The 25,619-nt window shown below is 60.6% G+C and carries 22 protein-coding genes; 7 read left to right on the forward strand and 15 right to left on the reverse strand.

From position 1 onward, the window contains the following. Positions 1-114: 114 nt before the first annotated feature. The 3 genes from B0W55_RS03765 to B0W55_RS03775 all read right to left on the reverse strand — a co-directional run bounded on the left by B0W55_RS03765 (position 115) and on the right by B0W55_RS03775 (position 4,182). The gene (locus tag B0W55_RS03765; RefSeq protein ID WP_077044686.1) at positions 115-1,227 is read right to left on the reverse strand and encodes a polyamine ABC transporter substrate-binding protein; all 1,113 of its coding nucleotides are present in this window, start codon (positions 1,225-1,227) and stop codon (positions 115-117) included. A gap of 171 nt (positions 1,228-1,398) precedes the next feature. Further along, the gene (locus B0W55_RS03770; RefSeq protein ID WP_077044687.1) at positions 1,399-2,763 is read right to left on the reverse strand and encodes an aspartate aminotransferase family protein; all 1,365 of its coding nucleotides are present in this window, start codon (positions 2,761-2,763) and stop codon (positions 1,399-1,401) included. A 60-nt stretch (positions 2,764-2,823) separates the two neighbouring features. Further along, positions 2,824-4,182 (reverse strand): glutamine synthetase family protein, encoded by a 1,359-nt coding sequence (locus B0W55_RS03775; RefSeq protein WP_077044688.1) that lies wholly within the window; start codon positions 4,180-4,182, stop codon positions 2,824-2,826. Positions 4,183-4,861: 679 nt separating this feature from the next. Between B0W55_RS03775 and B0W55_RS03785 the strand changes: the two genes are divergently transcribed. Continuing rightward, positions 4,862-6,238, forward strand: a complete 1,377-nt coding sequence (locus B0W55_RS03785; RefSeq protein WP_077044690.1) for a glutamine synthetase family protein — start codon at positions 4,862-4,864, stop codon at positions 6,236-6,238. 228 nt (positions 6,239-6,466) lie between these two features. After that, on the forward strand, positions 6,467-7,105 hold the full coding sequence (locus B0W55_RS03790; RefSeq protein WP_077044691.1) for a TetR/AcrR family transcriptional regulator: 639 nt from the start codon (positions 6,467-6,469) through the stop codon (positions 7,103-7,105). Between the two features lie 269 nt (positions 7,106-7,374). Here B0W55_RS03790 and B0W55_RS03795 read toward each other — a convergent pair whose 3' ends face one another. The 9 genes from B0W55_RS03795 to B0W55_RS03835 form a co-directional block, all read right to left on the reverse strand. Next, complete coding sequence (locus tag B0W55_RS03795; protein ID WP_007967989.1) at positions 7,375-7,590, reverse strand: molybdopterin-binding protein; 216 nt, start codon at positions 7,588-7,590, stop codon at positions 7,375-7,377. Between the two features lie 33 nt (positions 7,591-7,623). After that, complete coding sequence (gene ssuB, locus B0W55_RS03800; protein ID WP_077044692.1) at positions 7,624-8,430, reverse strand: aliphatic sulfonates ABC transporter ATP-binding protein; 807 nt, start codon at positions 8,428-8,430, stop codon at positions 7,624-7,626. Then, the gene (gene ssuC, locus B0W55_RS03805) at positions 8,427-9,209 is read right to left on the reverse strand and encodes an aliphatic sulfonate ABC transporter permease SsuC (RefSeq protein WP_056854057.1); all 783 of its coding nucleotides are present in this window, start codon (positions 9,207-9,209) and stop codon (positions 8,427-8,429) included. The genes ssuB and ssuC overlap by 4 nt, the downstream gene beginning before the upstream one ends. Positions 9,210-9,217: 8 nt before the next feature. Further along, entirely contained in the window at positions 9,218-10,366 is a 1,149-nt protein-coding gene (gene ssuD / locus B0W55_RS03810) for an FMNH2-dependent alkanesulfonate monooxygenase (protein ID WP_077044693.1), read from the reverse strand. Between the two features lie 25 nt (positions 10,367-10,391). Then, on the reverse strand, positions 10,392-11,357 hold the full coding sequence (locus tag B0W55_RS03815; protein ID WP_077044694.1) for a sulfonate ABC transporter substrate-binding protein: 966 nt from the start codon (positions 11,355-11,357) through the stop codon (positions 10,392-10,394). Between the two features lie 89 nt (positions 11,358-11,446). Continuing rightward, entirely contained in the window at positions 11,447-12,040 is a 594-nt protein-coding gene (ssuE, locus tag B0W55_RS03820) for an NADPH-dependent FMN reductase (protein ID WP_077044695.1), read from the reverse strand. Positions 12,041-12,327: 287 nt separating this feature from the next. Beyond that, positions 12,328-12,966, reverse strand: coding sequence for a peroxiredoxin (locus B0W55_RS03825; RefSeq protein WP_077044696.1), 639 nt, complete (start codon positions 12,964-12,966; stop codon positions 12,328-12,330). Positions 12,967-13,343: 377 nt separating this feature from the next. Beyond that, entirely contained in the window at positions 13,344-14,696 is a 1,353-nt protein-coding gene (locus tag B0W55_RS03830) for an OprD family porin (protein ID WP_077044697.1), read from the reverse strand. A 427-nt stretch (positions 14,697-15,123) separates the two neighbouring features. Beyond that, entirely contained in the window at positions 15,124-16,476 is a 1,353-nt protein-coding gene (locus tag B0W55_RS03835; RefSeq protein WP_077044698.1) for an OprD family outer membrane porin, read from the reverse strand. Positions 16,477-16,830: 354 nt separating this feature from the next. Between B0W55_RS03835 and tauA the strand changes: the two genes are divergently transcribed. Continuing rightward, positions 16,831-17,820: a taurine ABC transporter substrate-binding protein gene (gene tauA / locus B0W55_RS03840; protein ID WP_077044699.1), complete on the forward strand. Its 990-nt coding sequence runs from the start codon at positions 16,831-16,833 to the stop codon at positions 17,818-17,820. 111 nt (positions 17,821-17,931) lie between these two features. Here tauA and argA read toward each other — a convergent pair whose 3' ends face one another. Next, complete coding sequence (argA, locus tag B0W55_RS03845; RefSeq protein WP_077044700.1) at positions 17,932-19,230, reverse strand: amino-acid N-acetyltransferase; 1,299 nt, start codon at positions 19,228-19,230, stop codon at positions 17,932-17,934. A gap of 271 nt (positions 19,231-19,501) precedes the next feature. Continuing rightward, complete coding sequence (gene argE / locus B0W55_RS03850) at positions 19,502-20,659, reverse strand: acetylornithine deacetylase (protein WP_077044701.1); 1,158 nt, start codon at positions 20,657-20,659, stop codon at positions 19,502-19,504. A 156-nt stretch (positions 20,660-20,815) separates the two neighbouring features. On the opposite strand from argE, the gene B0W55_RS03855 reads away from it, so the two are divergent. Next, a complete protein-coding gene (locus B0W55_RS03855) occupies positions 20,816-22,183 on the forward strand; it encodes an inorganic triphosphatase (RefSeq protein WP_077044702.1) in 1,368 nt (455 codons plus the stop codon). Between the two features lie 126 nt (positions 22,184-22,309). Here B0W55_RS03855 and B0W55_RS03860 read toward each other — a convergent pair whose 3' ends face one another. Next, entirely contained in the window at positions 22,310-22,774 is a 465-nt protein-coding gene (locus B0W55_RS03860) for an Lrp/AsnC family transcriptional regulator (RefSeq protein ID WP_077044703.1), read from the reverse strand. A gap of 125 nt (positions 22,775-22,899) precedes the next feature. On the opposite strand from B0W55_RS03860, the gene B0W55_RS03865 reads away from it, so the two are divergent. From B0W55_RS03865 to B0W55_RS03875, 3 genes are all read left to right on the forward strand, one after another. Further along, positions 22,900-23,238 (forward strand): hypothetical protein, encoded by a 339-nt coding sequence (locus B0W55_RS03865; RefSeq protein WP_077044704.1) that lies wholly within the window; start codon positions 22,900-22,902, stop codon positions 23,236-23,238. A 90-nt stretch (positions 23,239-23,328) separates the two neighbouring features. Beyond that, positions 23,329-25,113, forward strand: coding sequence for a GspE/PulE family protein (locus tag B0W55_RS03870; RefSeq protein WP_077044705.1), 1,785 nt, complete (start codon positions 23,329-23,331; stop codon positions 25,111-25,113). A 61-nt stretch (positions 25,114-25,174) separates the two neighbouring features. Further along, positions 25,175-25,495 (forward strand): DUF2388 domain-containing protein, encoded by a 321-nt coding sequence (locus B0W55_RS03875; RefSeq protein ID WP_175645465.1) that lies wholly within the window; start codon positions 25,175-25,177, stop codon positions 25,493-25,495. Positions 25,496-25,619: the final 124 nt, after the last annotated feature.

The raw sequence follows: 25,619 nt of genomic DNA on the forward strand, positions 1-25,619 counted from the left end.
CCCTGTAGGAGCGAGCTCGCTCGCGATGGTCGTCAACGATGACGCGGGGTGCCTGACACCCCGCGGTGTTCTCGGGTTCATCGCGAGCGAGCTCGCTCCTACAGGGGGTGTGACTTACTTGCCGGATTTGATTTTGGTCCAGCTGCGGGTCAGCAAACGCTGGGTCGCGGCTGGCAAGTCGGCAATCGCGTACAGCTTGGCCAGCACGTCCGCCGGTGGGTAGACGCCCGGGTCGCTGGTGATGTCTTTATCAACCAGTGGCGTGGCAGCGGCGTTACCGTTCGGGAAGCGTACGGCGTTGGTGATTTCGGCCATGATTTCCGGCTTCTGCAGGAAGGTCATGAACTTGTAGGCGCCTTCGACGTTTTCGGCATCTTTAGGGATGGCGACCATGTCGTAGAAGCTGCCGGCACCTTCTTTCGGAATGTTGTAGCTGACTTTCACCTTGCCACCGGCTTCTGCAGCGCGGGATTTGGCCTGATAGATGTCACCCGAGTAACCCACGGCCACGCAGATGTTGCCGTTGGCCAGGTCGGAGATGTACTTGGAGGAGTGGAAGTAGGCGATCGAAGGACGGACCTTCATGATCAGCGCTTCAGCCTTGTCGATGTCTTCTTTCTTCTGGCTGTCGGTTGGCAGGCCCAGGTAGTGCAATGCCACCGGAATCATCTCGGTTGGCGAATCCAGCAGGCTGATACCGCAAGACTTCAGCTTGGCGGCGTTTTCAGGCTTGAAGATCAGGTCCCAGGAATCCACCGGGGCGTCGGCACCCAGCGCAGCCTTGACCTTCTCCGGGTTGAAGCCGATGCCGATCGAGCCCCACATGTACGGGAAGGCGTGTTCGTTGCCCGGGTCGCTGACCGATACCGCCTTGAGCAGGTCGGTGTTCAGGTTTTTCCAGTTCGGCAGCTTGGACTTGTCCAGCTTCTGGTAAACGCCAGCCTTGATCTGCTTGGCCAGGAAGTTGTTCGACGGGACCACGATGTCGTAGCCGGACTTGCCTGCCAGCAACTTGGCTTCCAGGGTTTCGTTGCTGTCGAAGACGTCGTAGACCACCTTGATGCCCGACTCGTCTTCAAACTTCTTGATGGTGTCCGGAGCGATGTAGTCGGACCAGTTATAGACGTGCAACACCTTGTCGTCCGCCTGAACCGCACCCGCCATAATGCCCATCAGGGACATGGCGAGGAGTGTCTTGCCAGCAAGCTTTTTTCCTAATGCCTTCATGCGTTAATGCTCCAAATTTTTTTCTTTTTTGAACCACTTTGTTCAGCGGCCGAACCCGGACAACTGGAACCGCGGCTAGTCTGGCAAGATCCGAGGCGGTCTTTCAAGGAAAGGCCGCCCTTTATGGCTGCCCCGGGCGAAAGTTTCATACTCGCGCCAAGAGCCTAGCACTTAGCCCTGCAATGCACTGAGGGTCAGGTCCAGGCACTTGCGCGCCTTGGTCACCAACTCATCGATTTCCGCCGGCGTGATCACCAGCGGTGGCGCGATGATCATGGTGTCGCCCACCGCACGCATGATCAGCCCGTTATCGAAGCAGAACTGCCGGCAAATCATGCCGACGCCCTTGCCTTCGTAGCGCTTGCGCGTGGCCTTGTCCTGAACCAGTTCGATGGCCCCCAACAGACCCACCCCACGAACTTCGCCCACCAGCGGGTGATCGTTCAGCTCACGCAGACGTTTCTGCAAATACGGTGCCGTTTCCGCTTTTACGCGCTCGACAATTTTCTCGTCACGCATGATGCGGATGTTTTCCAGGGCCACGGCCGCCGCCACCGGGTGACCGGAGTAGGTGAAGCCGTGGTTGAAATCGCCGCCTTCGTTGAGCACGGCAACCACTTCGTCGCGCACGATCAGGCCACCCATCGGGATGTAGCCGGAGGTCAGGCCTTTGGCGATGGTCATCATGTCGGGCTTGAGGTCGTAGAAATCACTGCCGAACCACTCGCCGGTGCGGCCGAAACCACAGATCACTTCGTCAGCCACGAACAGGATGTCGTACTTGGCGAGGATTTCCTTGATGCGCGGCCAGTAGGTCGCAGGCGGAATGATCACGCCGCCGGCACCCTGGATCGGCTCGGCAATAAAGGCACCGACGTTGTCGACGCCCACTTCCAGAATCTTCTCTTCCAACTGATTGGCGGCCCAGATGCCGAATTCCTCAGGGGTCATCTCGCCGCCTTCGGCGAACCAGTACGGCTGGGCGATGTGGACGATACCCGGGATCGGCAAGTCGCCCTGCTCGTGCATGTAGGTCATGCCGCCCAGGCTCGCGCCGGCCACGGTGGAACCGTGATAGCCGTTCTTGCGGCTGATGATGACTTTCTTGTTCGGCTGGCCCTTGATCGCCCAGTAGTGACGGACCATGCGCAGCATGGTGTCGTTGCCTTCAGAGCCAGAACCGGTGAAGAACACGTGGTTCATGCCGTCTGGCGCGATGTCGGCGATGGCCTTGGCCAGTTCCAGTACGGGTGGGTGAGCGGTCTGGAAGAACAGGTTGTAATAAGGCAGCTCGCGCATCTGTTTGCTGGCGGCATCGGCCAGTTCATCGCGACCGTAGCCGATGGCCACGCACCACAGACCGGCCATGCCGTCGAGGATCTGGTTGCCCTCGCTGTCCCACAAGTAGACGCCCTTGGCGTTGGTGATGATCCGCGGGCCTTTCTCTTTGAGCTGCTTGAAATCACTGAACGGAGCCAGGTGGTGATCGTTGCTCAGGGTCTGCCATTCACGGGTTTGCGGGTTGTTGCTGGTCATTACAAATCTCCTAAATGAATCAGTGTGAGGCGCCGCTCGATAACCGCGGCGCCCGGCGCATCAGACGGCGAATAGCAGGAATTCCCGTTCCCACGAGCTGATCACGCGCTTGAAGTTTTCATGCTCGGCCCGCTTGACCGCGACATAGCCGGTGATGAAGTTCTTGCCCAGATATTTTTCGATGGTCGCGCTGTTTTCCATGCGTTCCAGTGCATCTTCGATGGTCAGCGGCAGGCGCAGGTTGCGGCGTTCGTAGCCACGGCCCACCACCGGCGCGCTCGGATTCAGGCCTTCGACCATGCCGATGTAACCGCAGAGCAGGCTCGCGGCGATCGCCAGGTAAGGGTTGGCATCGGCGCCCGGCAGGCGGTTTTCCACCCGACGGTTCTGCGGCCCGGCATCCGGCACCCGCAGGCCCACGGTGCGGTTTTCTTCGCCCCACTCCACGTTCACCGGTGCCGAGGTATCGGGCAGGAAGCGGCGGAACGAGTTGACGTTGGGCGCGAACAGCGGCAACAACTCGGGGATCAGTTTCTGCAAGCCACCGATGTGATTCAGGAACAGCTGGCTCATGGTCCCGTCATCATTGGAGAAGATGTTCTTGCCGGTCTCCTTGTCGATGATGCTCTGGTGCAAGTGCATGGCACTGCCCGGCTCGCCGGTCATGGGCTTGGCCATGAAGGTCGCGGCCACGTTGTGCTTGAGCGCCGCCTCACGCATGGTGCGCTTGAACACCAGGATCTGGTCGGCCAGGGACAAGGCATCGCCGTGACGGAAGTTGATTTCCATCTGCGCCGTGCCGTCTTCGTGGATCAGCGTGTCGAGGTCCAGCTCCTGCAGTTCGCACCAGTCGTAGACGTCTTCGAACAGCGGGTCGAATTCGTTCGCCGCCTCGATGGAGAACGACTGGCGACCGATTTCCGGGCGCCCGGAACGGCCGATCGGCGGTTGCAACGGATAGTCCGGGTCATCGCTGCGCTTGGTCAGGTAGAACTCCATTTCCGGCGCCACGATCGGCTGCCAGCCCTTGTCGGCATAGAGTTTGAGAACTTTCTTGAGCACGTTGCGCGGCGACAGCTCGATCGGGTTGCCCTGCTTGTCGTAGGTGTCGTGGATCACTTGGGCGGTGGGCTCGATGGCCCATGGCACCAGATACACCGCGTTCTGATCGGGACGGCAGATCATGTCGATGTCGGCCGGGTCGAGCAGTTGGTAATAGATGTCGTCTTCGACGTAGTCGCCGGTCACGGTCTGCAACAGCACACTCTCGGGCAGACGCATGCCCTTTTCGGCGATGAACTTGTTGGTCGGCGAAATCTTGCCCCGGGTGATGCCGGTCAGGTCGCCAATCATGCATTCGACTTCTGTGATCTTGTGGTTTTTCAACCAATCGGTGAGCTGGTCGAGGTTGTTACTCATAAATGCCTCTAGGCTTTGAGTTTCCCGGCGCTTGCGCGACAGGCAATGTTTGACGCATCGGCGTCGCGTTGAAATGCGAGTCTGGCACAGGCTATCGTGTTTTTTGCGCACGGCCCGGCAGACGCAAGGCGTGCAGAATCCAGAGCGGGACCCTGCGCGATGGCCGAGCCGCTATTGTGAATCGGTTCTATATTGAATGGAGTAACCGTAATGGGTGTGCCATCTCGGCCGTCCAGAATAACGGACGGGGAGGGTCGAGCCGCCCGCGGGGCACGCCATACCGGCAGGCAGGAAGCCTTTGGGCTCCCGGCGCGGAAAAAGATGTCGCCACTGATGTGATAAGCATGCAGACCGTTCTGCCTTGAGCAGTCGGTGACGCCGATTAACGGCAGGCGAGACATGAAGCACCCCGGTATTATTGCTGTTATGGGTATGATTGGAGCTTAGCCTTGTTCATTTTTTTACACAACACCCCCGTAAAAAATACAACACGGCCCGCTCAAGCCTGCGGACGTCAAAGCGTCGAAGGCCATAAAAACGCCCCAAAGTGCCTCAAAAAAGCCATGCGAGCCCTTTTTAGGGGCAAAAAAGGCCCAGCTTGACTTCGGCAAGCCGTTCGGGTTGACTGGAAACCGAAAAGATCAATGATTGATATTTTTAACAACAAAGGTGTTGCATCATGTCGGTACCCCCGCGTGCCGTTCAGCTCAACGAAGCGAACGCGTTCCTTAAGGAACATCCTGAGGTTCTGTACGTTGACCTTCTGATTGCGGATATGAATGGTGTGGTGCGCGGCAAGCGCATCGAACGCACCAGCCTCCACAAGGTTTACGAGAAAGGCATCAACCTGCCGGCCTCTCTATTTGCTCTGGATATCAATGGCTCTACGGTGGAAAGCACCGGCCTGGGCCTGGACATCGGTGATGCTGACCGAATCTGCTATCCAATCCCCGATACCCTGTGCAACGAGCCATGGCAGAAGCGCCCTACCGCGCAACTGTTGATGACCATGCACGAACTCGAAGGCGATCCTTTCTTCGCTGACCCGCGTGAAGTGTTGCGCCAGGTCGTGACCAAGTTCGATGAGCTGGGCCTGACCATCTGCGCCGCGTTCGAACTGGAGTTCTACCTGATCGACCAGGAGAACGTGAACGGTCGTCCGCAACCGCCTCGCTCGCCCATCTCCGGTAAACGCCCGCATTCGACACAGGTCTACCTGATCGACGACCTCGACGAATACGTCGACTGTCTGCAGGACATCCTCGAAGGCGCCAAAGAGCAAGGCATCCCGGCCGACGCCATCGTCAAGGAAAGTGCCCCGGCGCAGTTCGAAGTGAACCTGCACCACGTGGCCGACCCGATCAAGGCCTGCGACTACGCGGTCCTGCTCAAGCGCCTGATCAAGAACATCGCCTACGACCATGAAATGGACACCACCTTCATGGCCAAGCCTTACCCGGGCCAGGCGGGCAATGGCTTGCACGTCCATATCTCGATTCTCGACAAAGACGGCAAGAATATTTTTGCCAGTGAGGATCCCGAGCAGAACGCCGCGCTGCGTCACGCGATCGGCGGTGTGCTCGAGACCCTACCCGCGCAGATGGCTTTCCTCTGCCCGAACGTCAACTCGTACCGTCGTTTCGGCGCGCAGTTCTACGTGCCGAACTCGCCGTGCTGGGGCCTTGACAACCGTACCGTGGCGATCCGCGTACCGACCGGTTCTTCCGATGCAGTACGTATCGAGCACCGCGTTGCCGGCGCCGACGCCAACCCTTACCTGTTGATGGCGTCTGTTCTGGCCGGTGTGCATCACGGTCTGACCAACAAGATCGAACCGGGCGCGCCGGTGGAAGGCAACAGCTACGAGCAGAACGAGCAAAGCCTGCCGAACAACCTGCGCGACGCACTGCGTGAGCTGGACGACAGCGAAGTCATGGCCAAGTACATCGATCCGAAATACATCGATATCTTCGTCGCGTGCAAAGAGAGCGAGCTGGAGGAGTTCGAACACTCCATCTCCGACCTCGAGTACAACTGGTACCTGCATACCGTGTAAGCGGTTGCCGATGTAAAAAAACGCCGCCGGCCTTATCAGCCAGCGGCGTTTTTTTATGGCCGCCTGCGGCGGTTCGCGAGCAAGCCCGCTCCCACAGGGATCTCCTGTATGCGCAAATTTTGTGTTTCACACCGGTTCAGTGTGGGAGCGGGCTTGCTCGCGAAGGCGTCCCGGCAGACAACACACAACCCTGCTCGTACAATGCCCCCTGCCCCGCAGGAGACTCCAATGACGCGCACCGCCACTCCCCGAAAACCCCGCGCCCGCAGCCAGGCCCGGATCGATTCGATACTCGATGCCGCCCGCACGCTGCTGGCCGCCGAGGGCGTGGCCAGCCTGTCGATCTACAGCGTCGCCGAACGCGCGCAGATCCCGCCCTCCTCGGTCTACCACTTCTTCGCCAGCGTTCCGGCCCTGCTCGAAGCCCTCACCGCCGACGTCCACGCCGCCTTCCGCGCCTGCCTGCAAGCGCCCATCGACCACGACGCGCTCGGCAACTGGCGTGACCTGTCACGGCTGGTGGAACAGCGGATGCTCGACATCTACGACCAGGACGCCGCCGCCCGCCAACTGATCCTCGCCCAGCATGGCCTGACCGAAGTCACCCAGGCCGACCGCCAGCACGACATCGAACTGGGCGACCTGATGCACAAACTCTTCGATCACCACTTCGAACTGCCGAAGCTGCCGACGGATGTGGACGTGTTTGCCCTGGCCATGGAACTGGGGGACCGCGTGTATGCGCGTTCGGTGCAGCAGCATGGGCAGATTACTGCGCGCATGGCTGAAGAAGGGATGCGGGTGTTCGATGCGTATCTGGGGTTGTACCTGCCGCCCTATTTGCCCAAGCGCACTGTTGCAACCTGAGATCTTCGCTGGCTAACAGGCCTCTTCGCGAGCAAGCCCGCTCCCACAGTTGGAATGCCTTTCCCTGTGGGAGCGGGCTTGCTCGCGAAGGCCGCGACGCCAAACTCACTGACTCACCCACAAAAAACCCTGAAAGGCTCCCACAGTTGGAATGCGCTTCCCTGTGGGAGCGGGCTTGCTCGCGAAGGCCGCGACGCCAAATTCACTGACTCACCCACAAAAAACCCCGAAGGGCTCAAACCCTCCGGGGTCGGGTGTACCGCATCCGATCACAACTTGGCGATCGACACCTCGGTGGATTTCACGAACGCGATCACTTCGCTGCCCACCGCCAGTTCCAGCTCTTTCACCGAGCGGGTGGTGATGACCGAGGTGACGATGCCGGACGCGGTCTGTACGTCGATTTCCGAGAGCACATCGCCCAGGACGATTTCCTTGATGGAGCCTTTGAACTGGTTGCGTACGTTGATGGCCTTGATAGTCATGATGGTGATTCCTGTCGTTGGATAAGCCTTGAGTTATTGAGCCCAACGCAACTGCGTAGGCAATGGTGAAACAGGTTCCGGATCCGGCGGTTGGCCGGGCAGTGACAGCACGCGGTTGAGGACTTCGGTTTCCAGCGCCGCCAGCCGATGGGAGCCGCGGACCCGAGGGCGTGGCAGCTCCACCTGCAGGTCGAGGCCGACCTCGCCGTCTTCGATCAGGATCACCCGATCGGCAATCGCCACCGCTTCACTGACGTCGTGGGTCACCAGCAATACGGTGAAGCCGTGCTGCTGCCAGAGTCGCTCGATCAATTGCTGCATTTCGATACGGGTCAGGGCATCAAGGGCGCCCAGCGGTTCGTCGAGCAACAGCAGGCGCGGTTGATGAATCAACGCCCGAGCCAGGGCCACACGTTGCTTCTGCCCACCGGACAGTGCTGCCGGCCACTCGTTGGCGCGATCGGCCAGTCCCACCGCATCCAGGGCTTCCAATGCCTTGGGTCGCCAGTCGCCCTTGAGCCCCAGGCCGACGTTGTCGATGATCTTTTTCCACGGCAGCAGGCGTGCTTCCTGGAACATCAACCGGGTATCTTCCCGGGCCTGGCTCAGCGGCGCGGAACCGGCCAGCAACTCGCCACCCGTAGGCTGATCGAGACCGGCCAGCAAGCGCAGCAGCGTGCTTTTACCGCAGCCACTGCGACCGACCACCGCGACGAATTGACCGGCCGGAATGTGCAGGTCGATCTCGCGCAGTACCTGCCGCGAACCAAAGGTTTTTTGCAGCTTGCGCACCGCCAGCGGAATCCCGCGCAGCAGGCGTGGAGGTTGTTGAGCAGTCATGCGGCACCTCCCTTGACGACCTGATAGGCCGGATGCCAGCGCAGCCACACACGCTCGAGGCCACGGGCCGCGAGGTCGGCCAGTTTGCCGAGCACCGCGTACATCAGGATCGCCAGCACCACCACGTCGGTCTGCAAGAACTCCCGGGCATTCATCGCCAGGTAGCCGATGCCGGAGCTGGCGGAAATGGTTTCGGCGACGATCAGCGTCAGCCACATGAAGCCCAGGGCGAAGCGCACACCCACCAGAATCGACGGCAAGGCACCGGGCAGGATCACCTGGCGAAACAGACTGAAACCGGACAGGCCGTAGCTGCGGGACATCTCCACCAGCGCCGGGTCGACGTTGCGGATGCCGTGATAGGTGTTGAGGTAGATCGGGAACAACGTACCCAGCGCCACCAGGAAAATCTTCGCCGACTCGTCGATACCGAACCACAGGATCACCAACGGAATCAGCGCCAGGTGCGGCACGTTACGGATCATTTGCACCGAGCTGTCGAGCAGGCGTTCACCCCACTTCGACAGGCCGGTGATAAAGCCCAGGGTCAAGCCGATGCCACCGCCGATGGCGAAGCCCAGTGCGGCACGCCAACCGCTGATGGCCAGGTGCGTCCAGATCTCGCCGCTGCGCACCAGGCTCACGCCGGCTTCGATCACCGCGATGGGGGCCGGCAGAATCCGTGTCGACAACCAGCCCGCCGACACCGACAACTGCCACACCGCCAGCAGCAACACCGGCAACGCCCAGGGCGCCAGGCTGTGGATGATTTTCTTCATGGCGCGCCTCAGCTCTGGGACGCGGCTTTGGGAAGAATGTCGTTGGCCACCATCTCACCGAACGGGCTGACGTAACCGGCGCTTTTCGGCAACTCGGGACGTTCGATGTCCAGATGCGGGAACAGCAGTTCTGCCACGCGATACGACTCTTCCAGGTGTGGATAACCGGAGAAGATGAAGGTATCGATGCCCAGGTCCGCGTATTCCTTGACGCGAGCGGCCACGGTCGGACCATCGCCCACCAGCGCCGTACCGGCACCGCCACGCACCAGGCCGACACCGGCCCACAGGTTGGGGCTGACTTCCAGATTGTCTTTGCTGCCGCCGTGCAGCGCCGCCATGCGTTGCTGCCCGACCGAGTCGAAGCGCGCCAGGGAGGCCTGGGCGCGGGCGATGGTGTCGTCGTCCAGGTGCGAGATCAGGCGATCCGCCGCTTGCCAGGCTTCGGCGTTGGTTTCACGCACGATCACATGCAGACGAATGCCGAAGCGCACGGTGCGCCCGAGCTTGGCGGCCTTGGCGCGAACCTGTGCAATCTTCTCGGCCACCGCGGCCGGTGGTTCGCCCCAGGTCAGGACCATCTCCACTTGCTCGGCCGCCAGGTCCTGCGCCGCTTCCGACGAACCACCGAAGTACAGCGGCGGACGCGGTTGCTGGATCGGCGGATAGAGCAGCTTGGCGCCCTTCACGCTGATGTGCTGACCGTCGTAATCGACGGTTTCGCCTTCCAGCACGCGACGCCAGATACGGGTGAATTCCACCGACGCCTGGTAGCGCTCTTCGTGAGTGAGAAACAGACCGTCACCGGCCAATTCTTCCGGATCGCCACCGGTAACCAGGTTGAACAGCGCACGGCCGCCGGACAAACGATCCAGGGTCGCGGCCTGACGCGCTGCCACCGTCGGGGAAATGATCCCGGGGCGCAGGGCGACGAGGAACTTCAGACGCTGGGTCACCGGAATCAGCGACGCCGCCACCAGCCACGAGTCTTCGCAGGAGCGGCCGGTGGGGATCAGCACCCCGCCGAAGCCCAGACGATCCGCCGCTTGCGCGACCTGTTGCAGGTAACCGTGATCGACGGCGCGAGCGCCTTCGGCGGTGCCAAGATAATGGCCGTCGCCGTGGGTAGGCAGGAACCAGAAGATATTGAGGCTCATGGAGTGGTCTCCTTAGGGATTCGAATTACTGTGCTTTGGCAACGGCCGCCGGTGGCGTCCAGATCACGTCTTTGATGCTCAGCGGCTTGGGAATCAGCTTGAGCTGGTAGAAGCTGTCGGCGATTTTCTGCTGCGCGGCGACCACGTCCGGGGTGAGGAACAGTGCGCCGTAGCCTTGGCGTTTCACCGAGGTCAGGGTGATGTCCGTCGGCAGGCCGAGCAGTGGCGATACCTGTTGGGTCACGTCTTGCGGGTTGGCCTTGGACCACTCGCCGACCGCGCGCACTTCTTCCACCAGGGTCTTGATCACCTCAGGATTTTTTTGCGCGTAAGGCTTGGTTGCCAGGTAGAACTGGTGGTTGTCGACGATGCCCTGGCCGTCACGCAGGGTGCGTGCCTGCAGTTGCTGCTCGGCGGCAGCCTGGTACGGGTCCCAGATCACCCAGGCATCGACGCTGCCACGTTCGAACGCGGCGCGGGCATCGGCCGGCGGCAGGAATACAGTCTGGATATCGGTGTATTTAAGGCCGGCGTCTTCCAGTGCACGCACCAGCAGGTAGTGCACGTTGGAGCCTTTGTTCAGGACGATTTTCTTGCCCTTGAGCTCGGCCACCGATTTGATCGGCGAGTCTTTCGGCACCAGGATCGCTTCGCTGTGCGGCGCTGGCGGTTCGTAGGCGACGTAGAGCAGATCGGCGCCCGCGGCTTGGGCGAAGACGGGCGGGGTTTCGCCGGTCACGCCGAAGTCGATGGAGCCGACGTTCAGGCCTTCGAGCAGTTGCGGGCCGCCGGGGAATTCAGTCCATTGCACGTCGACGCCTTGGGCGGCGAGGCGTTTTTCGAGGGTGCCTTTGGCTTTGAGCAGCACCAGGGTGCCGTATTTCTGATAGCCGATACGCAAGGTTTCAGCTTGAGCTTGAGTAATGGCGCCGAAGGTGACAGCCGCAGCAAACAGAGCGACCAGACCACGACGCAAAATGACAGGGCGCATGGCGCTCTCCTATTTGCAGTTGGGTTTTGGCTGCACCTGCTTGCCCGTTGGCGGGCGAGTAAGGCCAGTACATCAATTGTTGGTAGGGCTTAAATGCTCCAGCGAGCACTCAACAAACGGTCATTCAACAGTTGCGGGTCGAGCGGCTTGGGTCGTCGCGCCATGGCGCCGAAAAACAATTCCAGCGACTCGTTCAATCGTTGTTCCAGTTCCGGCGCCAGTTGCGCTGCCGCACTGCCTTCGCCGTAAGCGATCTGACTGTCCACCGCGAAAATGCCCTGCAGCAATTCCTCGGCCTTGAGCGCCGACAGCACGGGCTTGAGCGCGTAATCCACCGCCAGCATGTGGGCGATGCTGCCGCCGGTGGCCATCGGCAGCACGACCTTGTGCGCCAATGCCCGCTCGGGCAGCAGGTCCAGCACGGTTTTCAACGCGCCGGAAAACGAAGCCTTGTACACCGGGGTCGCGATCAGCAGGCCATCGGCGTTTTCAATCTGTTGCAGCAGGTCGAGCACCTTGGGGCTGTCGAAGCGCGCATGCAGCAAGTCTTCGGCCGGGAAATCCCGTACCTGGTAACTCACCACCTCCACGCCCTGCCCTTGCAACCAACGTTGGGAGCGCTCCAGCAGCACCCCGGAACGGGAGCGCGGGCTGGGACTGCCACCGAGTGAGACAACCAACATTCAGACGATTCCTTGCACGGTGTCAGCGATTCGCGGTTTGCGATCTCGCCTTGATGGAGGTGACCTTAACAGGTGATTTATATATCCATAAATCATATTTATTCATTTGGTTATTCGTTCTGGAGATATGCAAAATATTGTTCATCAGGCATAAAAAAAGGCCGTCGAAACGGCCTGAAATCCCCTGCTTTGTGAGGACTGTTCAATCTGAATGCTGCTGTGTCTGCCATGCCATCTTCGCGAGCAAGCCCGCTCCCACATTGGACCGCGCATTACCTGTAGGGTGATTACCTGTTCGGCTGCGGCGTCAGGCGCAGGTAGGGCTTGACCGCACGATAGCCCTTGGGAAAGCGCTGTTTGATTTCCTCTTCGTCCTTGAGCGAGGGCACGATCACCACTTCGTCACCGTCCTGCCAGTTCGCCGGGGTGGCCACCTTGTAGTTGTCGGTCAGTTGCAGCGAGTCGATCACCCGCAGGATTTCATTGAAATTGCGACCGGTGCTGGCCGGGTAGGTGATGGTCAGCCGGACCTTTTTGTTCGGGTCGATCACGAACAGCGAACGCACGGTCAGGGTGTCGTTGGCGTTGGGGTGGATCAGGTCGTAGAGGTCCGAGACCTTGCGGTCGGCATCGTCGAGGATCGGGAAGTTGACGACGGTGCCCTGGGTTTCGTTGATGTCCTCGATCCAGCGGTGATGGGAATCCACCGGGTCCACGGACAGCGCGATGGCCTTGACTCCACGCTTGGCGAATTCATCCTTGAGCTTGGCCGTGAAGCCCAACTCCGTGGTGCACACCGGGGTGAAGTCGGCAGGGTGAGAAAACAGCACGCCCCAGCTATCGCCCAGCCACTGGTGGAAACGGATGGTGCCGGCGCTGGAATCCTGTTCGAAATCGGGGGCGATGTCGCCGAGTCTGATACCTATGGTGCTGCTCCTTTTGAGTTCGTTGTTGAGCCCAACTGTGCCTGTGTTTTTTATCTATTAAAAAGAATAAATATCGATTTATTTAGACCTAAAAGAAATATTAAACATCTGTTCACTGGACGATGCCAGTCATCGCGACGAACATCGGCACCAAGGTTCGAGAAGGCCTTTGAGTTGCTGCAAAAGAGGGAATTTCAAAGCGGGTTTACGGGGGTGAGCCCGCCTTGAAAACGCAAAAGCCCCGCTCGGAGAACTACCGGGCGGGGCTTTTTTTCGCCGCTTTACTGTAGGAGCGAGCATGCTGGCGATGGCGTCAAGTCAGCCACCGATGGGCTGAATGACACACCGCCTTCGCGAGCAGGCCCGCTCCCACACGATTACAACAGCGGGATCGAGTAGCTGACGATCAGGCGGTTTTCGTCCTGGGAGCGAGTGCTCGGCAGGTCGGTGCGCCAGGTGGCGTTTTTCCACATGAACCCCAGGTTCTTCAACGCGCCGGACTGAACCACGTAACCCACGGTCAGGTCGCGCTCCCATTCCGAAGCGCCATTGGCGGCCTGGCGTCCGGCAGCGTTGACGGTATCGATGTCATCGCCCTTGAGGTAGATCACACCGGCCGTCAGGCCAGGTACGCCCAGTTTGGCGAAGTCATAGGCGTAGCGCGCCTGCCAGGTTTTCTCGCCGGCACGGCCGAACTTCTGGATCTGCATGTCGGTGATGGTGTAGTTCGACGAACCGTCGCCCTGGTTCAGCCACGGGAAATCGCTGCTGCCGTTGCTGACCTGGTAACCGCCACCGAAGGTGTGACCGGCAACGGAGTACAGGAACAGGCCGCTGTACAGGTTGTTGTCAACCTTGCCCTTGCCGTTGGGCGCGTTGTAGTTGCCGGTGCTGTAGTACAACGGGTCGTGACCGTTGGCACCGTCATCGGAGCTGTTGAAATAGCGCAGGTCGGACTTCAACACGCCCGGGCCGATGGCCCAGTTATGAACCAGCCCCAGGAAGTGCTGTTTGTAGAAATTTTCCAGATTGCCGTAGTAGTACTGGGCAGTCAGGTCTTTGGTGAGCTTGTAGTCGCCACCGGCGTAGATGAACTTGTTGCTGTTGATGGTGCGTGGAGAAGCACCGTTGATGGACATCTGCTCATTGTTGCTGGAGTTGCGGCCCTTGACGTGCTCGATCTGGCCACCGACCAGGGTCAGGTCCTTGATGTCGCCGGAAGTGATCTGGCCACCTTCCCAGGTCTGCGGCAGCAGGCGACCGTCGTTGGTCACGATGACCGGCAGTTTTGGCTGCAGGGTGCCCAGCTTCAGCTCAGTCTGGGAAATCTTGGCCTTGGCGGTCAGGCCCAGGCTGGAGAAGTTATCAACCGCTTCGCCGTTGGACTTGCTCGGGAAAACCGTGCCGCCGTAACCGGTACCCGGGGTGCCATTGGCCGCAACGTTGCCGTTGGTGCCGCCGCCCGAATCCAGACGCACACCCAGCAGGCCGATGGCGTCGATACCAAAGCCGACGGTGCCTTGGGTATAACCGGAAGTGAAGCGCAGATCGAAGCCTTGGCCCCACTCTTCGTTGCGGCTTGGGCTGGCGGTGCCATCGCGGTTATCGGTGTTGATGTAGAAGTTACGCAGACCCAGAGTGGCCTTGCTGTCTTCGATGAAACCGGCGGCGCCTGCCTGCTGCGCCAAAACCCCAACGGCCACAGCCATGGCCAAGGTGGACTTGTTCATTGTTTCGCTCCTATCGTTTCCAGCTTTTTTGGTCCCGGGTCGATTGCCCTGGATCCTTGATTCGCCGTGGCTCGCGCCACAGGCCCCGCGCTGAAATCCGCGCTCCGTCATTTGGGGGCGCGCAGCATACCTGTTCATAAATCCAAAAAGAATCACTTCATGATTTTTGATATCGAAATGGAATATCGATAAGCACAACTCCGCCAACAGGAATGACGTATCGGCGTTGAAACCGATTCCTGTAGTCGTGGTGATCGGAGAGTGAACGTGTAGCGAAGGGGCCTGTTGGTCAGGTGGCGCTACTGTAGGGGTTTGTAGGGAAATCTAAAAAGAATAAAAAATAATCAGAAGCGATCTTTATGGAATATGAAAAGCGGCGCATAAAAAAGCCCCGTCCCTTTGGGGACGAGGCTTTTTCGGCTACGACTTACAGGAAGCTGTAGGTGTAGTTGAAGATCAGACGCGTCTGGTCTTCATCCGGGGTGCTGGTGTTGCCACCGTAGGTACCGTGACGCAGAGTGGTACCGAAGCCTTTGAGCGGGCCGGTCTGAATCACGTAGTCGATACGCGCGTCAGTCTCGTGCTCGTTCAGGTCCTTGCCGACACCGCTGGTAGCCTTGATGTCACGGCCGTCCAGGTAAGCGATCGACGCCTTCAGGCCTGGAACGCCCAGCGAAGCGAAATCGTAGGAGTACTGGCCGTAGGTGGTGTTTTCACCGGCACGGATAAAGCTGCCCACGGTGGCATCGGTGAACGAGTAGAAGCTGGCGCCGCCGGCACCTTCGTTACGACCGCGACCATCGACAACGTTGCCCTGGTTCAGGAATACGAAGCCGCCGTCATCGCTGACACGCTGATGACCGAGCAGGAATGCGCTGCCACCCAGGGTGTAGGTGAAGGTGGCGCTCCAGGTCTTGTTATCGATCTCGCCCAAGTGCTTGGCATAGCCGTTGTTGTTGTTGAAACGGTAGCCTGGGTCGCCGTTCTTGCCGTCGGAACTGCTGTCGAAATAACGGATATCAGTCTTGAACGTCTGGTTTGGCGCGATCGGCAGAACGTGCACCAGGCCCAGGAAGTTCTGCTTGTAGAAGTCTTCCAGGTTCGCATAGTAGTACTGCAGCGTCAGGTCTTTGGTGACCTTCCAGTCAGCACCGGCGTAACGGAACTTGTTGCTGTCTTCAGTAGCGCCTGCCACGGACAGGCCAGTGCTGTTGCTGGAAGCGCGACCGGTCGCGTGCTCCAGTTGACCCACGTTGAAGGTGACGTTGTCGATTTCCTTCGAGGAGATGGTGCCACCCTCGAAGGTTTGTGGCAGCACGCGGCTGTCGTTCGCGATCAGGATCGGCATGTTTGGCTGCAGTGCGCCACCCAGGTGAGCCTCGGTCTTGGAGAAACGTGCCTTGACGTTACCCGCCAGACGGCTCCACTCACTCTCTGCCGAACCATCGGAATCGCTAGGCGTGAAAGAGTTGTTGTCCGGGTGGTGGCCACGGCCGCCGTCCAGGTGGATACCCACCAGCGCCTGGGCGTCGATACCGAAACCGACGACACCTTGGGTGAAGCCCGACTGGTAATCGAACTTCAGGCCCTCGGCGGCCTCCCGCTGCCGGTTACCGGCGTTGCTAGGCGCGGTACTGGTAGAGCCTTCACGCTTATCGGAGTCGAAATAATAAGTACGCGAACTAACCGATGCCTTGCTGTCTTCGATGAAACCCGCGGCGCCTGCCTGCTGCGCCAAAACCCCTACGGCCACAGCCAGGGCCAAGGTGGACTTGTTCATTGTTAAGCTCCTCTCGTCTCTAATTCTTGTAGTCCTGGTTCCGGGTCGAATTGCCTGGAATCCTAAGATGCGCGATTAGCGCCGGACGGTGACTCACAAGTCAATCGTAACTTTGTGTGTCTACGACCATAGTCTAACACCCGATTTTTTGGTCCCTGCAGGTTCATGTGTTTGTCACAAACCTGAAAAGAATAAATTAATTCTTTTCCCATACCGTTTTGGAATCTGGCTCACGCCTCAGGATAGAGCCGCCTGTCCATAAGCTAATTCCAAAATGGTATTTGTTAGCCTTTTTTTAGATCGTTTAGTTTTGGTAGCAATTCCGAAACAAAACCTATCGAAAAGGCCAATGCCATGACGACCAAACGCGCACTATCCAGACCAATTGTTACAGTTTGTGTGTCGCTATTAGTTTCTCTTTCAGCTCACGCGGCAAACCTCACCGTCGGCTACCAGACCGGCATCGATCCGAGCAAAGTTCCTCAGGCCGACGGCGTCTACGAAAAAACCATTGGCGAGAAAATCGACTGGCGGCGCTTCAACAGTGGCCCGGAAGTGGTCACCGCCATTGCGTCCGGGGATGTGCAGATCGGCAACCTGGGGTCCAGCCCTCTGGCAGCGGCCGCATCGCGCAACCTGCCGATCGTTGCCTTCATCGTTTCCGCGCAGATCAATGCCGCCGAAGCGCTGGTGGTACGCAATGGCAGTGGTATCGACAAACCGCAGGACCTGATCGGCAAGACCATCGCCACGCCATTCGTGTCCACGTCTCACTACAGCCTGCTCGGTGCGCTCAAGCACTGGGGTCTGGATGCGTCGAAAGTCAAAGTGGTGAACCTGCAACCGGCGGAAATCGCCGCTGCGTGGAAGCGAGGGGACATTGATGGCGCGTTCGTCTGGTCGCCCGCGTTGGGGGAAATTCGCAAGACCGGCAAGACCCTGACCGACGCCGCGCAGGTCGGCCAATGGGGCGCGCCGACCTTCGAAGTCTGGGTGGCGCGCAAGGATTACGCCGAGAAGCACCCGGAGGTGGTGGCCAAGTTCGCCAAGGTCACTCTGGAATCGTTCGCCGACTATGCGGCGCATAAAGACAGCTGGACCGCAGACTCGGTACCGGTGCAGAAAATCGCCAAATTGACCGGTGCCAACGCCGCAGACGTGCCGGAGTTGCTGGCCGGCTCCGCGTTCCCGGACGCCAAGGCACAACAGACCACCGCCCTGCTGGACGGCGGCACGGCCAAGGCGATTGGCGAGACGGCGAAGTTTTTGAAGGAACAGGGGAAGGTCGAGACGGTGCTGCCGGATTATTCGCCGTATGTGAGCGCCAAATTCGTCACCGAATAAAACCGCCCCCCTGTAGAAGCGAGGCTTGCCCGCGAAGGCGTCATCAAGGACAACCGATCAATCGAGTCGTCTGCATCGCGGGCAAGCCTCGCTCCTACAAGGGCAGCGAGATCAAAGGGCTTTTTCGAAGATCTTCGAGTTGCGCTGATAGTTGTACAGCGACGCCCGCGCCGAGGGCAGGCGATCAACACTGCTCGGCTCAAAGCCGCGTTCACGGAACCAGTGGGCAGTGCGGGTGGTGAGGACGAACAAGGTCTTCAGGCCCTGAGCCCGGGCGCGGTCTTCGATGCGCTCGAGCAATTCATCCCCGCGACCGCCATGACGGTATTCCGGGTTCACCGCCAGGCACGCCAGCTCACCGGCGTCCGAATCGGCAATCTGATACAGCGCCGCACAGGCGATGATCATCCCCTCACGCTCGACCACGCTGAACTGCTCGATCTCACGTTCCAGCACTTCACGGGAACGCCGCACCAGAATCCCCTGCTCTTCCAGCGGGCTGATCAGGTCCAGCAAACCACCCACGTCTTCGATGGCGGCTTCACGCACCACCTCGAATTGCTCCTGGGCCACCAGGGTGCCGCCACCGTCACGGGTGAACAGCTCAGTCAGCAGCGCGCCGTCCTCGGCGTAGCTGACGATATGGCTGCGGGCCACGCCGCCACGGCAGGCTTCGGCCGCGGCATCCAACAGTTCCGCCTGATAATTGCTGCCCAGACGCTGCAGGTGCGCCGGCACCTGTTGCGGGCGCAACTCACGAACCAGACGCCCGTGCTCATCGATCAAGCCCTTCTCTTCGCCGAACAGCAGCAGCTTGTCCGCACCCAGGTCGATGGCCGCGCGGGTCGCGACGTCTTCACAGGCGAGGTTGAAGATTTCACCGGTCGGCGAGTAACCCAAAGGCGACAGCAGCACGATGGAGCGCTCGTCGAGCAAGCGATTGATGCCCTTGCGGTCCACCCGGCGCACTTCGCCGGTGTGGTGATAGTCGACGCCTTCGAGCACGCCGATCGGCCGCGCGGTCACCAGGTTGCCGCTGGCCACCCGCAGGCGCGAGCCCTGCATCGGCGAGGAGGCCATGTCCATGGACAGGCGAGCTTCGATGGCGATGCGCAACTGGCCGACGGCATCGATCACGCACTCCAGGGTCGCGGCATCGGTGATGCGCATGCCGTGGTGATAATGCGGGGTCAGGCCACGGGCAGCCAGGCGCGCTTCGATTTGCGGGCGCGAACCATGAACCAGCACCAGCCGCACACCGAGGCTGTGCAGCAGCACCAGGTCGTGGACAATATTGCCGAAGTTGGAATGCTCAACGCCGTCGCCGGGCAGCATGACGACAAAGGTGCAATCGCGGTGAGCGTTGATGTAGGGCGAAGCGTGACGAAGCCAATTGACGTATTCGGGCATGAACCTGGGCCTGTAATAAATAGCAGCCGATAAAAAGGGCGAACAGAAAACGCACAGCGGGCTGATGGTTATCGTCGGAACAGGCTTGGCGACACGCGCGCTCTCCTCATGGATACGGGTTGGGGCAACAGCAATTTATACAGCCTGTCCGGCAATGCACACACCCAATGTGGGAACGGGCTTGCTCGCGAAGGCGCTGAATCAGTGACACCTGTGTCGACTGACACGCCCTGTTCGCGAGCAAGCCCGCTCCCACATTGATGGCATTGCATCAGACACCCTTCGCAGGGGTCAGGCAGTAATGTTCAATCAACTGACGTAATAGATGCACCGTAGGCTGCAAACGTGACATTTCGAGGAATTCCCCCGGCTGGTGGGCGCAGGCGATGTCGCCAGGGCCGAGCACCAGTGTCTCGCAGCCAAGACGCTGAAGATAAGGTGCTTCGGTGCCGAACGCCACTGATTCGGCCCGGTGGCCGGTGAGCTTTTCGGCGATTCGCACCAGTTCCGCATCCTCGGCCTGCTCGAACGGTGGCACTTCAGGGAACAGCGGGGCGTAGTCGATCTTGACCTGATGCCGCTCGGCCACGGGCTTGAGCCGCTGCAGGATCTCGGCGCGCAGCGCCTTGGGGTCCATGCCCGGCAGCGGTCGCAGGTCGAACTCCAGGGAACACTGGCCGCAGATGCGGTTGGGATTGTCGCCGCCATGGATGCAGCCGAAATTCATCGTCGGTGTCGGCACCCCGAACTGCGGATTCTGGAATTCACGCTGCCACAGCAGACGCAGGCCGCGCAGTTCGCCAATGGCATCGTGCATGGCTTCCAGGGCGCTGTGCCCCAGGCGTGGGTCCGAGGAGTGGCCGCTTTGCCCGAGAATGTCGATGCGTTCCATCATGATGCCCTTGTGCATGCGGATCGGCTTGAGCCCGGTCGGCTCGCCGATCACCGCCGCCCGCCCCAGCGGTCGCCCCGCCTGGGCCAGCGCCCGGGCGCCGGACATGGAGCTTTCTTCATCGCAGGTGGCGAGGATCAGCAGCGGTTGCTTGAACGGCTGATCGAGCAAAGGTTTGAGCGCTTCGATGGCCAGGGCGAAAAAACCCTTCATGTCGCAACTGCCCAGGCCCACCCAGCGGCCATCGACTTCCGTGAGTTTCAGCGGATCGGTCTGCCACAGCGCGCCATCGAACGGCACGGTGTCGCTGTGGCCGGCCAGCACCAGGCCGCCGGGACCGGAGCCGAACGTGGCCAGCAGGTTGAATTTGCCGGGGCTGACCTGCTGGATATCGCAGGCGAAACCCAGGTCGCCGAGCCACGTCGCCAGCAGGTCGATCACCGGACGATTGGATTGATCGAGGCTCGCCTGGGTGCAACTGACGGACGGTGCAGCGATCAGCGCAGCGAACTGATCTTTCATGGACGGCAAAGGCATCGCTGACTCCAACTCCCGAATTGAAGTCCATCATAGAGCCATCCTGCGACAGGAATAAACCGTCGCGGCGCGAAGCGCCGGTGAGTCCTGTACACTGCACGACCTTGGCAGCCACACATTCCCCCGGCTGCGCTCCCGATCCTGGATTTTCCGGCCATGCAGAAAGAAACCGAAATCAAACTCCGCGTCAGCCGCGAAACCCTCGCCGCCCTGCGCGAGCACCCGTTACTGAAAAAACGCAACAAAAGTGGCTGGGAACGCCGTGAGTTGATGAACCAGTACTTCGACACGCCCGAGCGTGACCTGGCCCGCGCCAAGGTCGCCCTGCGCCTGCGCAAGGACGGCGACGACGTGATCCAGACCCTCAAGACCCGTGGCCAGAGCGTCGCCGGCCTGTCCGAGCGTAACGAGTACGACTGGAACCTGCCCAAAGCCAAGCTCGACGTGAAGAAACTCGACGGCGAATGCTGGCCTGAAGCATTGGCGGATCTGGACAAGAAAACCCTGAAGCCGATCTTCACCACCGACTTCGTCCGCGAGCGCGCTGAAATCGCCTGGGGCCGCGGCAAGGCCAAAGTGGTCATCGAAGCCGCCCTGGACCTGGGCCACGTGGTGGTCGGCAAGCAGAAAGAAGAAATCTGCGAGCTGGAGCTGGAGCTGCGCGAAGGCGAACCGGCCGCACTGCTGGAACTGGCCGCCGAACTGGCCGCGACCCTGGCCCTGATGCCCTGCGACATCAGCAAGGCTGAGCGCGGCTATCGCCTGTACGACGCCAACAGCTACTCGCTGAGCCTGCCGGCACCGCAATTGACCGCCGAAACCCCGCTGGACGACGCCTTCGCCGCGCTCTGCTGGCACTTGCTGGGCAGCAGCCAGCGCCTGGCCGAGCAGTATCGCTTCAATGGCCACTGGCGCCTGCTGCAGGACTGGGTGGAGAACCTCGCCGAACTGCGGGCACTGGTCAGCAGCCTCGGCCAGGCCGCGCCGCGCCAGTCGACCCACGACCTGCGCGCCTCGCTGGATGCCCTGCTCGAAGACTGGCGTCCGCTGGTGCAGGCCGGTGTCGATGACGAAGACGTGCGCAAGGCGGCGCCGGAACAGTTCCTCGAAGAGCTGGAAGATCCGCGCTGGGGCCTGTTCTCGCTGAACACTTCGCGCTGGTTGCTGGCCCGCACCTGGACCGCCGACCGCAACACCCGCGGCAATCGCCAGGGCGCTGCACAACTGGGCAGCTGGTTGCCGCGCCTGCTGGGTGAAGAGGCCACCTCGCTGCAACTGCAACGCTACCAGCAACAGCCGGAAGACCTGGCCGAGCAACTGCCGCGCATCGAACGCATCCAGGCCTGGCTGCACCACGCACGCAACGTGCTGGACATCCCGGAAATGGATCGCCTGTACGGAGAACTGAACAAACTGGCGCAACTGGCCAACGAACCGATCACCGACGAAGCCCTGGATGCGCGCAAGCAGCAGGCGATTGCGGTGTATCAGAATCGGGCGTGGAAGATGCTGCTGCGTATTTAAGGACGCCTTCGCGAGCAAGCCCGCTCCCACATTTGATCCCTGACGCTCACAAGTGATGTGTTCACTGAAGATCCAGTGTGGGAGCGGGCTTGCTCGCGAAGAGGCCAGCCCGTCCACCGCAAAGCCTTAAACCGGCAAACTGGTGGTGGACTTGATCTGCGACAACGCCACCACCGAATTGACCTCCTGAATCCCCGGCACCAGCGACAGCTTCTCAAAGAAGAAGCGCTCATACGCTTCGATGTCTGCCGCGACAATCCGCAGCATGAAATCCACCGCGCCCATCAGCACATAACACTCCAGCACTTCCGGAAAACCACGAATCGCCTCGGTGAATTCCGTGAAGTTCGAACGCCCGTGGGCGTTGAGTTTCACCTGGGCAAAGATCTGCGTGTTCAGGCCGATTTTCTTGCGGTCGAGCAAGGTCACCTGGGCGCGAATGATCCCCTCTTCCTTCATCCGCTGAATCCGCCGCCAGCAGGGCGATTGCGACAGCCCTACCTGTTCGGCGATCTGCGCGCTGGAGAGCGAAGCGTCTTCCTGCAGCAGTGCCAGGATCCTGCGGTCGTAAACATCCAGCTCGCTTTGCATAAATAAACCCTTATTTGATGGTTTAACGAATCAATTGATTTGCGAGACTCGGCATGGCGCCCATTTTAGATAAGAAATACCCCACGCTGAATGTAAAACTTCTCCAACGAATTTGGAGAACCACCATGCCCCACCTGGAAGCCGTGAACACCCCGCCCACCCGCGCCGATGTCTGGAGCGCGGGCAACGTCCATTGCCGCGTGCGCTATCAACTGCTGGCCGAAGCCGAGCCCGACCTGCTGTGCCGGGTGCTCAACCTGTTCGCCTTGCAGTGCCTGACGCCGGAACAGGTGAATGCGCAGCGCCAGGACGACAGCCTGCGCATCGAAATAGTCATCGACGGACTGAGCTGGCATCGCGCCCAAGTGATCGCGGAAAAACTGCGTAACCTGATCAGCGTGTGCTCGGTTGACCTGCTAGCCGCCGACACGGCGTGGCGTGAGGCGGCCCAGGCGGCGGGCTGAAAGAAATCGATACGGCTTCGTCGGGTAGTGGCCCAACGGTCGGCGGCCCCGCGACTATCCTTTGCGCACTGTCGTTCAAAAGGAGCCCGCATGTCCGTTCAACTCGCCACTCAGGACCGCTGGCTGGATCTCAACGAGGTGCTGCGCGAACTGGTCACTCAGGGCTACATCAGCCAGGACTCGGCCGACTACGCGCTCAATGCCCGTCGCCGCAATGCCACCCAGGGCCAGATGCACCCGCTGGAATTCATTGCCAGCCAACAGCTCGACGACCTCAGTCGTCCCGGCAAACACCATGACCTGGAAAATCTGACCCTGTGGCTGTCCCAGCAGGCAGGCCAGCCCTACCTGCGCATCGACCCGCTGAAGATCAACGTCGCGGCGGTGACACCGCTGATGTCCTACGCCTTCGCCCAGCGCCACAAGATACTCGCGGTGTCCATCGACCGCGACGCCGTGACCGTGGCCAGCGCCCAGCCCTACGTCAACGCTTGGGAAGCCGACCTGACCCACGTACTGAAGCTGCCGATCAAGCGCGTGGTGGCCAACCCGGTGGACATCCAGCGCTTCAGCGTGGAGTTTTTCCGCCTGGCCAAATCAGTCACCGGCGCCAATAACGGCGATCAGCAGGTCAACACCCTGGGCAACTTCGAACAGTTGCTCAACCTGGGCGCCAGCGATCAGGAGCCCGACGCCAACGATGCGCACATCGTCAACATCGTCGACTGGCTGTTCCAGTACGCCTTCCAGCAGCGAGCCAGCGATATCCACATCGAACCCCGGCGCGAACAGGGCACGGTGCGGTTTCGCATCGACGGCGTGTTGCACAACGTCTATCAATTCCCGCCGCAGGTGACCATGGCCATCGTCAGTCGCCTGAAAAGCCTGGGGCGGATGAACGTCGCCGAAAAACGCAAACCCCAGGACGGCCGGGTCAAGACCAAGACCCCGGACGGCGGCGAAGTGGAGCTGCGGCTGTCGACCCTGCCTACCGCGTTTGGCGAAAAAATGGTCATGCGGATTTTCGACCCCGAGGTGCTGCTCAAGGATTTCGACCAGTTGGGGTTCTCCACCGATGACCTGCGGCGCTGGCAGGACATGACCCGCCAGCCCAACGGCATCATCCTGGTGACCGGGCCGACCGGTTCCGGCAAGACCACCACGCTGTACACCACGCTGAAGAAACTGGCGACGCCGGAAGTGAACCTCTGCACCATCGAAGACCCGATCGAGATGGTCGAGCCGGCGTTCAACCAGATGCAGGTCCAGCACAACATCGACCTGACCTTCGCCTCAGGGGTGCGCGCGTTGATGCGGCAGGACCCGGACATCATCATGATCGGCGAGATACGCGACCTGGAAACCGCCGAAATGGCGATCCAGGCCGCCCTCACCGGTCACCTGGTGCTCTCGACACTGCACACCAACGATGCACCCAGCGCCATCAGCCGTCTGCTGGAACTGGGCGTGCCGCACTACCTGATCAAGGCCACAGTGCTGGGAGTGATGGCCCAGCGTCTGGTGCGCACCCTGTGCCCCCACTGCAAGGCCCCGCAAACGCTGGGCGAAGAAGACTGGCAAACCCTCACCCGCCCCTGGCAGGCGCCGCTGCCCGGCAATGCCCAACGGGCCATCGGTTGCCTGGAATGCCGCGACACCGGTTATCACGGCCGCGCCGGGGTGTACGAAATCATGCAGCTGACCGACGGCGTGAAAGCCTTGATCAACCCGGACACCGACCTGCTGGCGGTACGACGTCAGGCCTTCAAGGAGGGCATGCGCAGCCTGCGACTGTCCGGGGCGCAGAAGGTGGCGGCCGGCCTGACCACCGTCGAAGAGGTCCTGCGGGTGACACCCCAGAGTGAGCAGAAGTAGTCACGGAACTCGATTGGGGAAAACACTATCCAAGGCCGTAGTTCATCCAGTGGAGTCACCCATCATGCGTTTCAAACTTGCTGTCGCCACCATCGCCCTGTTGTCCCTGCCAGTCGGTTCGGCGATGGCTGACAGTTTTTGGCGTAACGTCATTTCCTCCGGTGCCACCACCGGTTCGACCTACCTGACCTTCAAGGATCACAAGCTGATCGTCGCCGCCCAGGACGACGCCGGCAGCTTCGTCGCCAGTGACGGCGGCATCCGTGGCCCGTACCTGGAGGCCGCCATGCAGAAGGTCCGCGCCGACAATCCGGGTTTGCAGGCCACGGACATGGAATTGGCCAATGCCATTCTGGCGAAGAATGCCGTGGCTTCGGAATAAGCATTCCAGACATGAAAATGCCGCTCACCCGAGCGGCATTTTTTTGCACAAAAACAATGTGCGGGCTTGCTCGCGAAGAGGGCGTGTCAGTCGACATCCCTGTATCTGGACCACCGCCTTCGCG

The organism is Pseudomonas sp. KK4 (assembly GCF_001984065.1).
Lineage (GTDB): Bacteria > Pseudomonadota > Gammaproteobacteria > Pseudomonadales > Pseudomonadaceae > Aquipseudomonas.